This is a genomic window from Ruegeria sp. HKCCD7559 (genome assembly GCF_013110575.1).
In the GTDB taxonomy this organism is placed as follows: Bacteria; Pseudomonadota; Alphaproteobacteria; order Rhodobacterales; family Rhodobacteraceae; genus Ruegeria.
Genome location: NZ_WVQU01000012.1, coordinates 63,987 through 75,285, shown reverse-complemented (window position 1 = coordinate 75,285; position 11,299 = coordinate 63,987). Strand labels below are relative to the sequence as shown.

Below are 11,299 nucleotides of genomic sequence, written 5' to 3'. Positions count from 1 at the left end.
CACACCGTCGAACCAAAGAAGGCCGCTCCACACCGGGGCGGCCTTTTTTTGTTTTCCGGTCTGAGATGAGGTTACTTTAGATCCACAAATCTGAACGAACTCGTGCACGCGTCAACTAAATTGTAGTTAGATATAAGTATCGGATGAGTTGCATGATGAAAATTCAAATGTCAAAAACATTGGTACGAATGAGCAGACAAAAGTTACACGATGGAAGCAATATTCGCTCTCCTATTCCTTGCTCTCATTCTCTGGCTAATCTGGCAATTGTTTGCGTTGGTTGGTGATATGGCAGAGAGGCGGGGGCAAGATCGACTGCTTTGGCAAGTGGCAGCTCTTTTTATCAACCCGTTTGGAGCAATTATATTACTTTGGCTTTTTTTTGTTTCTGTCCGAGAGAATCCTTAGGTATGCCGTGACACCACTCGTGGATCGATTTTGGATTTGTGCCGAGCCGGTAGTCTTTCGGTATTGGCAATAGTTACAGCCCATAGAATACGGCGTTGTGAAGCAGCTTTTGTCGCCGTTAGTGCCTCGGAAAAACAAGAGGGCGACTCCTACTTGAATTCATATAGAGAGTTTGAGGAGAGGTTGGGTAGGTTAGGCTTCAACGATATACCGCACATTTTGGGCATGGCGTACTTTGACATAAGCTATTTTGACCACGCGCTAATTGTTGGTGCAGATATGCTTGAAAGGGAGCGACAGTTTCACAATGCACTGTTCGCAAATATCGATTTCAAGTCGTCGGAGTACATTGAAAGGGTGTCTCCATGTTCTGATGATATGTTGAACAAGTATCGTAAGAAATGGCGCAATGCTTGGTGTGATAGACAAATGATCTGGGCGCATGAACACCACAAGCGAGATGTATTCGTTACAAGTGACAAGAACTTCGACAAAAAGCTCTCAGGAAAGCTCGGATTTGAGCACTTGAAGATATGCTCACCAGATGAGGCCGCTGCTATGCTCTGATAAGCAGGTGAGCGTTCCATTTCCCCCTTGCCAAACCCCACCAACCCCACTATTACGCGCGAGTTCTCAACAAGAACGTCAAGGCGGGGTGATTCCCGCCTTTTGGGTTCGATGAGGGTTGGCGATGCGCGTCTGTCCTCCTCTCAACTCCAACGCCTGAATAAAAGGCTGTTAATATGCAAAGCCAAAACATCCGTATTCGGCTGAAGGCATTTGACTATCGCGTTCTGGATGCCAGCACGCAAGAGATCGTCAACACTGCCAAGCGGACCGGCGCGAACGTGCGCGGCCCGATCCCGCTGCCGAACAAGATTGAGAAGTTCACGGTTCTCCGTGGCCCTCACGTTGACAAGAAATCCCGCGACCAGTTCGAGATCCGCACGCACAAGCGTCTTCTCGACATCGTTGATCCGACCCCCCAGACCGTTGACGCGCTGATGAAGCTCGATCTCGCTGCTGGTGTGGACGTCGAGATCAAGTTGCAGTCGTAAGATCGGAGGGTATAGATTATGCGCTCTGGTATTATCGCAAAAAAAGTCGGCATGACCCGCCTGTTCATGGAAGACGGCAAGCAGATCCCTGTGACCGTTCTTCACCTGGACAACCTGCAGGTTGTTGCACAGCGTACCGCTGACAAAGACGGCTACACCGCCGTTCAGCTGGGCGCCGGTGCTGCCAAGGCAAAACGCACCTCGAAAGCCATGCGCGGTCACTACGCCGCTGCAAAGGTTGAGCCCAAGCGTAAGCTGGCCGAGTTCCGCGTCTCTGAAGATGGCCTGATCGAAGTGGGTGCCGAGATTTCGGCAGAACACTTCCTGGAAGGTCAAAAAGTTGACGTTTCGGGTACTTCGATCGGTAAAGGCTTTGCCGGTGCGATGAAGCGGCACAACTTCGGTGGTCTGCGCGCCTCGCACGGTGTTTCGATCAGCCACCGTTCGCACGGTTCGACCGGTCAGTGTCAGGACCCGGGCAAGGTTTTCAAAGGCAAGAAGATGGCCGGTCACATGGGTGCTGCCCGTGTTACCACCCAGAACCTGGAAGTCGTCAAAACCGACGCCGACCGTGGTCTGGTCTTCATCAAAGGCGCCGTTCCCGGACCGAAATCGGGCTGGGTCACTGTCAAGGACGCCGTGAAGAAGAAAGCACCGGAAGGCCTGCCTTTCCCGGCTGCTGTAAAATCGGCTGCAACCGAAGCACCTGCGGAAGAAGCTCCCGCGGAAGGTGGTGAAGCATGAAACTTGATGTAATCAAACTGGACGGCGGCAAAGCCGGCGACATCGAGCTGAACGCCGATCTGTTCGGTCTCGAGCCGCGTGCGGACATCCTGCACCGTGTGGTCCGTTGGCAGCGCAACAACGCGCAGGCTGGCACCCACAAGGTAAAGACCCGCTCGGAAACCAGCTACTCGACCAAGAAGATCTATCGCCAGAAGGGCACCGGTGGCGCACGCCATGGTGACCGTAACGCGCCGATCTTCCGCAAGGGTGGTATCTACAAGGGCCCGACCCCTCGTTCGCACGGCCACGACCTGCCGAAAAAGTTCCGCAAGCTTGGCCTGCGCCACGCTCTGTCGGCCAAAGCCAAAGCAGGTGAACTGGTTGTGATCGAAAACGCCGAAGCCGAAGGCAAGACCGCCGCTCTGGCCAAACAGGTTGCAAACCTGGGCTGGAAACGCGCTCTGGTCATCGACGGCGCGACCGTGAACGAAGGTTTCCTGAAGGCGTCGCGCAACATCGAAGGTCTGGATATCCTGCCGTCGATGGGTGCAAACGTTTATGACATCCTCAAGCGTGACACCCTGGTGCTCACCAAAGCGGCTGTCGAAGCACTGGAGGCTCGTCTGAAATGAGCGCGAAGGCAGAACACTACGACGTGATCCGCAAGCCGATCATCACCGAAAAGTCGACCATGGCGTCCGAAAACGGCGCGGTTGTCTTTGAAGTGGCGATCGACAGCAACAAGCCGCAGATCAAAGAGGCCGTTGAGGCGCTGTTTGGTGTGAAGGTCAAAGCTGTGAACACCACCGTGACCAAGGGCAAGGTCAAGCGGTTCCGCGGCCAGCTGGGCCGTCGGAAAGACGTCAAGAAGGCCTATGTGACCCTGGAAGAGGGTAACACCATCGACGTGACTACCGGTCTCTGATCGGATACGTCTTTGGAGAGAGATAAAGGCCCCCGCGAAAGCGGGGGTTTTTTGTTGGGCTATCCGCATTCGCAGTGTTATGCGAGCGGGTCTGTTCCGTGCGTACATACGCACCAGTCAGCGAACTCTTTGCATAGGGGAAATTGCAAACGACTCTTAATACCCCTAATCCAATGCTGATATTCATCCCTAGGCAGGCAGCGAGCACCGAAAATAAAGCTTGGTTGCGCCCATGATTGAATTTCGTGGACTCGTGTTTTTCGTGAACGAAAGAAGTTCAGGTCGTTTGACCGCCAGCGGATCAAATGGAGTTGTCTGACATCTAGTGTGCCAGACAAAGCGTCCAGTCGACGTATTTGTGCGTTGTCAAACGAAACTAGCTGGCGAACACCAAGTTCAAGAAACCAAACGCGCGCGCACTCTAGCGGTTGCATTCTCGGCGAAAGTAGAAGCTCAGTAATCTCTGCACCCATATCGTCAAAGCCAGCGATATCCGATTTGATGAATTCCTCGATAAGAAGGCAAACGTCTTTAGCAAACGGGACCAACTTTGAAAGGTTCTCTCTTATGTATTGTGCAACGTCGGTGTTTTTGACGAGACGCATCGCATGTAACACGATGCGTATCTGTCCCATATCCCAATACGGTTCATCAAGTAGCTCTTCCAGCTCTTGCCTGAGGTCTTTGAGCATAAGCGCATCTAGAGCTTCTTGATCTAGCTCGTCCTGTCCATAGGCCGCCCAAAACAGTTTTTCTGTGGCGAACTCTTCCTTTGCTTCGTCATCCCCTGCATCCGGAGCGCCACTAGAGGCAATAAACTCATCCCAGCTAAGAATCTTTGTCTTCTGATTGTTGAGGGCTAGTCCTTCGTTTTCATTTAGGTGCTTAGCCAAGTACCCAAGTGCTGCGTAAGGATCTTGGCCTTCCTTAATGAAAATGAGCATGTCATCGACATAACGGGTGAAATCGTATCCTTCAGAAATCAAACCCATATCGGTATCGTTTAGGGCAGCTTCAGCCAACAGTCTTGAAGCGTTACTTCCGACCGGTAGGCCGAACGATTGGTTACTTCTCCAATCAGCGATGAAGTGTTCAATTTTCTTAACGATTTTGGTCTCGCCTGACAGGCTATCCAATATGTTTTCTAGGCGGTGCCGGTAAATCCTTGAATAGTAGTCGGAAATATCAGTTCTAATAACGTGGCTATGGCCATGCCGAAACACTTGAACCCGAATATGGCCTAACCAATGCCTGTAGCTCCTGTCTGATCGGAAAAAAACTGGATCTAAACCAGGCGTCTTTCGATAAGAAAATGCTCGGTTGTTATCGAATGGATCACGTCCTGCTTCGACCGAGTCAAACACCTTAAGGACTAAAGCGGTGTAAATCACAGTATCAATTGGGAAGGGCTGATGCGCAACGCGAAAGCCAAACTTGGACTTGGGGACCAAAGCTTCGACTAAGCTCATGGGGTGGTAGCCACTCAGTTCCAGTTTTGACAGTTCCTCAACGACTTTACCTTTGTTTTGCTCAAGAAATTTTAGTTCGAACGGAAAAGGAAAGATGTCGGTGTCACCAAACTGGATGATGTGATCTATCGAACACTCAAAAATACTTGCATCTAACTTCATGAACACAACTCCAAGCTGGCTTGCATGTAGTCTCAAGCAAAATTGCTGCGCAACTTATCAGTCTCAAATTGAGAGAATGTGACACATTTGCAAACTGAGATTTAAACAATGCCGATTTTGACGCAGTTAGACTTTGCATGAAGAGAAAATCGCGTTTTTTGGGCGTTGCTCGAAATTTCAATGCCCCTATAGACACCCCCAACCCTGCTAACCGCACCCAATCTTGCGGCCTCGGATTCGTTCCGGGGCCTTAGATATTTTGAACCGGGGACCTTCGGGGCCCTATACCCTTGGCACCTACGGGGGCCTCTCACATAGCAGGGAAACTCCCTGCACTTGCTAAACGGAAGACAGAAAGCATGGCACTCAAGTCGTATAAGCGCGATATTTTTGATCGCCGCAAAGACGGCTGGACGTCAGATGCAGTGCTGAAAAAGAGCAAAGAAATCGTTCTGAGCACCGGTTTTGACCCAACATGAGCGGCTGATCACGGCACCGGCGGCTTCACCCGTCGGCGCCGATTTCATTTCAGCCCCGAAATTCTGCGCCGTCTGGCGTTGGAAACAAATGCGCGGTGTCAGCGCCGAGCCCGTTTTCAGGTTGCCGATAAAAAGATGGGGCCGTTGTCCGTTTCCGATGGCCTTAAATAGGACCGTGCCGATGTGGATACGGTTTCTTTGACGATGGGTCGCCATGCGGTCTGAAAGACCGATTCGTCCGGGTCGCCCAGACGTCTGGCACGTTGTTGGAACACGCAACGGCAGATCTGCGCCTGCGTATCTCCAGGTTTCATGCACCGGCCACGTCCCCTTTTGAGCTGCCCGTTACATCGAGAATCGTCCGCAAGGGCATTGCCTGCTCAGCTTAACGCACGTGGCCCGTCGGTTCAGGATCACTGCGACCAGGACTGCGCGTTGCAGAAGATAAAGGTGCAGATGACAAACCACCCGATCAACCTGTTCAAGTGTGAAATGCCAATCCGGACACCGTGTGTTTCAAGACGTTTCGGCCCGCGTCATGCGCCAGCAGCTGCCGCAGGCGACCATAGGGTCTGGTGGCCTCCGGCGCGTCAGCAGAGCGCACACGCATATTGCGGCCTTGCCATGTTCGGTCGAGCCACGAGCTGTGAGATGGTGCCATAGCCCCCGACATCCAGCAGGGGGCATGGACCCGATATTAGCGTCACACAGTAGGGGCAGCGTACTTCGGCAGAATGAGGGGGCGCTCAGGTGCTCTGTGGCCGTTCTGCGGGCTTCTCCCGGAAACAGAAAAGGCGCCGTGCGGCGCCTTTGTGTCTTGCACTGGGATATCCGCGATCACGAGCAGTAAACATGCTTGTGCGCAATATCTGCAATGTCGCAGCGGCGGATGCCGATGTCATCCAGTTCGCGGTTGGTCAGGCGCTGCAACTCGGTATAGGTGCGCTGATACTCAGCAGCACGTGCACGGGCTGTTTTGATCCGTGTGACCATGTCAGCGATCCGGGTGCCGAAGTTGAAGCCGGTATGGGTCAGTGTTGCAGTTGTCATCTCTGTATTCCTTTCTCGTATCAGGGCGTATTCCCTGACGTTTCCTTTTGAGTTCCTTCATTGGACAAGGCAGAGATAGGAGCGTTTGCTATCGCTAACAACGCAGATTTTGGTCTAGCCGATATGCATCTGTTGAATGGCTATACATGTCGTGGGCCACGTCAATCACACGCCGCTTTCATTTCTTTCGCGCGTTTTATTGCGGGCGGCCATCGCCCGACCATCACGTATGCTCAGCCCCATCAGTGTCAGATTGGTCGCCCCGGCAATCAGTTCGATGATCTGTACAATATAGAAGCTGGTATCAAACGAGCCCGCGTTTGCCTTTGCGCTCAGGTAGACGGCGGCTGGAACAAGGACGATGAGACCGTTCATAGCAATGATCGGCATCCGTTTCTTTTTGGTGAGCGTAGGGGCATCTTTTCGACGACGCCCAAGTGTCGCCCCGGATGCACCGACAATCACCATTGCAGGCACCAGAACAAAGAGCCCGCTGACGATCATGGACTTTACTGCCGCGATGGTCGCATGGTTTGCAAATAACTCACTGTACAAAGTGGATGTCCAGAATACGAGGATCGTAAGAAAGCCTACTACTCCGGCGATGGGGTGGATGGTTCTTAACATGTTGCTACTCCCAAATGAGGGTCAGGCGACGCAGTGGTTTTCGACTGCGAGCTTGCGAAGAAGATGTGGCCTGGCCACTGCGTTTGCTGGATAGTCCGCGATCCGACGCTGGAACTCGGGATGAGTGAATGCGTCGCGAAAGCTTTGCACGTTCCGCCAGATCGCGTAGTTCACAAAGGTCGAACTGCCCGCGATACCCTGATGGAGCTGGGTCGAGATATATCCCGGTTGCGATTTCATGAAATCCACATCATGCGCCCATGCCCGAAGCAGCGCCTTTTCGTCTTCGGCGTCCACCGTAAACAGGTTGATCAGCACCACCGGTCCTTCCTCGGTCTGCATCTGATCTGCCAGCGTGACGATCGTGTCCAACTCTTTGATACGAGCCATTTCGATTCCCTTCGATTCTGAAATATAGCAAGCTATATAAAATTGCATAGCATGCTATTCAAGTGTAAATCTAGGACATGGACTTCGAAAAAGAAAACTCGGCCGGGTATCTGGTTAATCACATGGCACGATTGTTCGCAAAGGAGTTGCAGCAACGCATTGCGCCCTTTGGCATCGTCGTCGGACAATTCCCAATCTTGCTGGAACTCTGGCTCAAAGACGGTGTGACGCAAAAGGATCTGCTGACCAAAATTGACGTCGAACAGGCGACATTGGCCAACACGCTCAACCGTATGGAACGTGATGGCTTGATCAAAAGAACGAAGAACCCTGCTGACGCTAGGGCTCAATTGATTTGGTTGACCGAGAAGGCCGCAGCACTTCGCAACAGCGCCTACGAGGCAGCTCAGAACGTGAATGCCGATGCATTACAGGTCTTGAATGACCCTGAGCGCACACAATTCATGAACTACATGCGTCGAGTCATAGGCGGCATGCGCTCAAGGTGAATTGAAAGAGGATCAGTTTACGGCACCGGCAGGCAAGCCATTAAACAAAAACACCCCCGACCGAGGTCGGAGGCGTTTCTAAGTCTTCGAAGCTGCGGGATTAGCCGCGCTCTTCGACGATCTCTACCAGATGCGGGATCTTGCGGATCATGCCGCGGACCGAAGGGGTATCTTCCAGCTCACGGGTTTTGTGCATCTTGTTCAGGCCCAGGCCGATCAGGGTTGCGCGCTGTTCGGCGGGGCGGCGGATCGGAGAACCGATCTGCTTGACGACGATGGTTTTTGCCATGGGTCGCTCTCCTTACGCTTCGGCTTCAGCAGCCGGTGCTTCGTCCCGCTTGGGCAGGATGTCGGCAACTTTTTTACCACGACGTGCGGCAACCGAACGCGGGCTCTGCTCTTTCTGCAGGCCGTTGATGGTGGCGCGGATCATGTTGTACGGGTTCTGCGAGCCCAGCGATTTGGACACAACGTCCTTGACGCCCAGCATTTCGAACACAGCACGCATCGGACCACCGGCGATGATACCAGTACCTTCAGGCGCGGTGCGCATTACCACTTTACCAGCGCCGTGACGGCCCTCGATGTCGTGGTGCAGGGTCCGACCTTCGCGCAGTTGCACGCGGATCATCTGACGCTTGGCTTGCTCGGTCGCCTTACGGATGGCTTCAGGTACTTCTTTCGCTTTACCTTTGCCAAAGCCGACGCGGCCTTTCTGATCGCCGACAACCACCAGAGCGGCGAAGCCAAAGCGCTTACCACCTTTTACGGTTTTCGACACGCGGTTGATCGCAACCAGACGATCTGCAAATTCCGGTGCTTCTTCACGGTCGCGGCCACGGCCCCGACGGTTTTCACGTTCTGCCATTTGGCATCCCTTTTCTCATGTGGCGCATACGGCGCCGTTTCTTCAATCCAAGTGAGCCCCGACTGTTGCCGAGGCCCCCGGATCATCGGGGCAGCCGCAAAGCTGCCCGCAAGTCTTAGATCTTCAGGCCGCCTTCACGCGCAGCGTCGGCCAGAGCCTTCACCTTGCCGTGGAACAGGAAGCCGCCACGATCGAAATAGGCCTCTTCGACGCCTGCCTTCTTGGCACGCTCGGCGATGGCCGCGCCCACTTTGGTGGCCGCTTCGACGTTGTTCTTGCCAACTACACCCAGATCTTTTTCCAGGGTCGAGGCCGAGGCCAGGGTCACGCCACGCACGTCGTCGATCAGCTGAACAGAGATGTTCTTGTTCGAACGGTGTACGGACAAACGCGGACGACCCGCGTTGACCTTGCGAAGTTTGTTCCGAACGCGCAGGCGGCGCTTCAGAAACAGGGTTCTTTTGCTGTTTGCCATTGTGTTCGTCCTTACTTCTTCTTGCCTTCCTTGCGGAAGATGAACTCGCCCTTGTAGCGGATGCCTTTGCCTTTGTAGGGCTCGGGGCGGCGCCACTCGCGGATTTTCGCCGCGGTTTCGCCCACCAGCTGCTGGTCGATACCTTCCACAACGATCTCGGTCTGCTTCGGGGCGGTGATGGTGACACCTTCCGGAGCAGTGAAATCAACATCGTGGCTGTAACCCAGGTTCAGCTTCAGGGTGTTGCCCTGCATCTGAGCCCGGTAACCAACACCCTGGATCTCCAGCTCTTTTTTGAAGCCGGTCGTCACACCGGTTACCAGGTTGGCAACCATGGTGCGGCTCATGCCCCACTGCTGGCGGGCACGTTTGGACATGCCGCGGGGGTCGATCTTGACCACGTTGTCTTCTACCGACAACGTTACGTCGTCGGTGGCGGTAAAGCTGCGGGTGCCTTTCGGACCTTTCACTTCGATGGTCTGACCCGACACAGTGGCAGTAACGCCGCTGGGCAGCTCGACCGGCTTTTTACCAATACGAGACATTGACAGACCTCCTTAGAAGACGGTGCAGAGCACTTCGCCGCCAACATTGTTGGAGCGAGCGTTTGCGTCCGACATCACACCTTTCGGAGTGCTGACAATCGACACACCCAGTCCCTGACGGACCTGCGGGATGTCATTGACGCCCATGTATACGCGACGGCCGGGCTTCGAGACCCGCTTCAGTTCGCGAATAACAGGGGTGCCTTCGTAGTACTTCAGGCTGATTTCGATGGCCGGATGACCGTTTTCACCGGTCGTCTTTTCATAGCCACGGATGTAGCCTTCGTCCGCCAGCACGTCCAGAACCCAACCGCGCAGCTTGGAAGCCGGGGTGGAAACGGTGGACTTGCCGCGCATTTGCGCGTTGCGGATACGGGTGAGCATATCGCCGATAGGATCATTCATATCTATGTCTCCCTTACCAGCTCGATTTCACCATGCCGGGGATCTGACCAGCAGAACCCAGCTCGCGCAGCGCGATACGGCTGACCTTCAGCTTACGGTAGTAAGCGTGGGGACGACCTGTCAGCTGACAGCGGTTGTGCAGACGGGTAGCCGAGCTGTTGCGCGGCAGTTTCGCCAGTTTCAGACGCGCCTTGAAGCGCTCTTCCATCGGCTTGCTCTCGTCATTCGCGATTTCTTTCAGCTCGGCACGCTTTGCGGCATATTTGGCCACCAGGCGTTCGCGCTTCTTTTCGCGTTCGATCATTGCTTTTTTAGCCATGTCTCAATCCTCCCGGCGCTTATGCGTTGAACGGCATGTTGAACGCTTTCAACAGTGCCTTTGCTTCAGCGTCGGTTTTCGCTGTGGTGGCAATTACGATATCCAAGCCCCAGACCTCGTCGACCTTGTCGAAATCGATTTCCGGGAACACGATGTGCTCTTTCATGCCCATGGCAAAGTTGCCCTGACCATCGAAAGAAGGCTTTACACCGCGGAAGTCACGAACGCGCGGCAGCGCGATGGTGATCAGACGATCCAGGAATTCGTACATCCGGTCACCGCGCAGGGTCACTTTCGCACCCAGCGGCATGTCTTCACGGACGCGGAAACCCGCGATCGACTTCTTCGCCTTGGTTGCAACGGCCTTTTGACCGGCAATCGCAGTCAGATCCTCGACCGCAGCTTTTGCTTTCTTCGAGTCTTTGACGGCCTCGGCACCACAACCGATGTTCAGAACGATCTTATCCAGCTTGGGCAGCTGCATGTCGTTCTTGTAACCGAACTCTTCTTTCAGAGCGGCACGGATGGTTTCGACGTACTGAGCTTTCAGACGCGGGGTGTAGGTTGCGGAATCAAGCATCGATCACGTCCCCTGTGGTCTTGGCGAAGCGCACCTTCTTGTCACCTTCCATGCGGAAGCCAACGCGGGTTGCTTTGCCGTTCTTGTCCAGCAGTGCCAGGTTCGACAGGTCGATCGGGTTTGCCTGAGGCAGGCGACCACCTTGCGAGTTCTGCGACTGACGGGTGTGGCGGATGGCGATGTTGATGCCATCGACAACAGCTTTACCGGCCTTGGGGTCAACCGAGGAAATGGTTCCCTCTTTGCCCTTGTCCTTGCCGGCCAGCACGACGACCTTGTCGCCTTTGCGGAGTTTAGCAGCCAT

General features: G+C 54.1%; 18 protein-coding genes. 6 read left to right on the top strand and 12 right to left on the bottom strand.

The window, feature by feature from the left end; all coding sequences use genetic code 11:
* Positions 1-471 precede the first annotated feature (471 nt).
* The 5 genes from GS605_RS19965 (at position 472) to GS605_RS19945 (ending at position 3,117) form a co-directional block, all read left to right on the top strand.
* Positions 472-975, top strand: coding sequence for a hypothetical protein (locus tag GS605_RS19965; protein WP_171725094.1), 504 nt, complete (start codon positions 472-474; stop codon positions 973-975).
* A gap of 176 nt (positions 976-1,151) precedes the next feature.
* Positions 1,152-1,466, top strand: coding sequence for a 30S ribosomal protein S10 (gene rpsJ / locus GS605_RS19960; RefSeq protein ID WP_008756422.1), 315 nt, complete (start codon positions 1,152-1,154; stop codon positions 1,464-1,466).
* 18 nt (positions 1,467-1,484) lie between these two features.
* The gene (gene rplC / locus GS605_RS19955) at positions 1,485-2,210 is read left to right on the top strand and encodes a 50S ribosomal protein L3 (protein WP_170351686.1); all 726 of its coding nucleotides are present in this window, start codon (positions 1,485-1,487) and stop codon (positions 2,208-2,210) included.
* On the top strand, positions 2,207-2,824 hold the full coding sequence (rplD, locus tag GS605_RS19950; RefSeq protein WP_155148664.1) for a 50S ribosomal protein L4: 618 nt from the start codon (positions 2,207-2,209) through the stop codon (positions 2,822-2,824). Before rplC ends, rplD begins: the two co-directional genes overlap by 4 nt.
* Positions 2,821-3,117 (top strand): 50S ribosomal protein L23, encoded by a 297-nt coding sequence (locus GS605_RS19945; protein ID WP_170347256.1) that lies wholly within the window; start codon positions 2,821-2,823, stop codon positions 3,115-3,117. The genes rplD and GS605_RS19945 overlap by 4 nt, the downstream gene beginning before the upstream one ends.
* A 77-nt stretch (positions 3,118-3,194) precedes the next feature.
* Here GS605_RS19945 and GS605_RS19940 read toward each other — a convergent pair whose 3' ends face one another.
* The 4 genes from GS605_RS19940 to GS605_RS19925 form a co-directional block, all read right to left on the bottom strand.
* Positions 3,195-4,748 (bottom strand): RNA-directed DNA polymerase, encoded by a 1,554-nt coding sequence (locus GS605_RS19940; protein WP_171725093.1) that lies wholly within the window; start codon positions 4,746-4,748, stop codon positions 3,195-3,197.
* Between the two features lie 1,316 nt (positions 4,749-6,064).
* Positions 6,065-6,277 carry a DUF1127 domain-containing protein gene (locus GS605_RS19935; protein WP_171638095.1) on the bottom strand — a complete coding sequence of 71 codons (213 nt, stop codon included), beginning with the start codon at positions 6,275-6,277 and terminating at the stop codon, positions 6,065-6,067.
* A 165-nt stretch (positions 6,278-6,442) separates the two neighbouring features.
* Positions 6,443-6,904: a hypothetical protein gene (locus GS605_RS19930; RefSeq protein ID WP_171725092.1), complete on the bottom strand. Its 462-nt coding sequence runs from the start codon at positions 6,902-6,904 to the stop codon at positions 6,443-6,445.
* Between the two features lie 21 nt (positions 6,905-6,925).
* Positions 6,926-7,294 (bottom strand): antibiotic biosynthesis monooxygenase, encoded by a 369-nt coding sequence (locus tag GS605_RS19925; protein WP_171725091.1) that lies wholly within the window; start codon positions 7,292-7,294, stop codon positions 6,926-6,928.
* Positions 7,295-7,371: 77 nt separating this feature from the next.
* Here GS605_RS19925 and GS605_RS19920 point away from each other — a divergent pair, with 77 nt between their 5' ends.
* Entirely contained in the window at positions 7,372-7,803 is a 432-nt protein-coding gene (locus tag GS605_RS19920) for a MarR family winged helix-turn-helix transcriptional regulator (RefSeq protein WP_171725090.1), read from the top strand.
* 100 nt (positions 7,804-7,903) lie between these two features.
* Here GS605_RS19920 and rpmD read toward each other — a convergent pair whose 3' ends face one another.
* The 8 genes from rpmD to rplX form a co-directional block, all read right to left on the bottom strand.
* Positions 7,904-8,092: a 50S ribosomal protein L30 gene (rpmD, locus tag GS605_RS19915; RefSeq protein WP_050605831.1), complete on the bottom strand. Its 189-nt coding sequence runs from the start codon at positions 8,090-8,092 to the stop codon at positions 7,904-7,906.
* 12 nt (positions 8,093-8,104) lie between these two features.
* Positions 8,105-8,671, bottom strand: a complete 567-nt coding sequence (rpsE, locus tag GS605_RS19910) for a 30S ribosomal protein S5 (protein WP_170328768.1) — start codon at positions 8,669-8,671, stop codon at positions 8,105-8,107.
* A gap of 115 nt (positions 8,672-8,786) precedes the next feature.
* A complete protein-coding gene (gene rplR / locus GS605_RS19905; RefSeq protein WP_058283506.1) occupies positions 8,787-9,146 on the bottom strand; it encodes a 50S ribosomal protein L18 in 360 nt (119 codons plus the stop codon).
* An 11-nt stretch (positions 9,147-9,157) separates the two neighbouring features.
* Positions 9,158-9,691: a 50S ribosomal protein L6 gene (rplF, locus tag GS605_RS19900; protein WP_152459161.1), complete on the bottom strand. Its 534-nt coding sequence runs from the start codon at positions 9,689-9,691 to the stop codon at positions 9,158-9,160.
* Positions 9,692-9,703: 12 nt separating this feature from the next.
* Positions 9,704-10,096 (bottom strand): 30S ribosomal protein S8, encoded by a 393-nt coding sequence (gene rpsH / locus GS605_RS19895; protein WP_068340741.1) that lies wholly within the window; start codon positions 10,094-10,096, stop codon positions 9,704-9,706.
* Positions 10,097-10,109: 13 nt separating this feature from the next.
* Positions 10,110-10,415 (bottom strand): 30S ribosomal protein S14, encoded by a 306-nt coding sequence (rpsN, locus tag GS605_RS19890; protein WP_010437098.1) that lies wholly within the window; start codon positions 10,413-10,415, stop codon positions 10,110-10,112.
* Between the two features lie 19 nt (positions 10,416-10,434).
* A complete protein-coding gene (gene rplE / locus GS605_RS19885; RefSeq protein ID WP_171638087.1) occupies positions 10,435-10,995 on the bottom strand; it encodes a 50S ribosomal protein L5 in 561 nt (186 codons plus the stop codon).
* A complete protein-coding gene (gene rplX / locus GS605_RS19880; RefSeq protein ID WP_152459159.1) occupies positions 10,988-11,299 on the bottom strand; it encodes a 50S ribosomal protein L24 in 312 nt (103 codons plus the stop codon). Before rplX ends, rplE begins: the two co-directional genes overlap by 8 nt.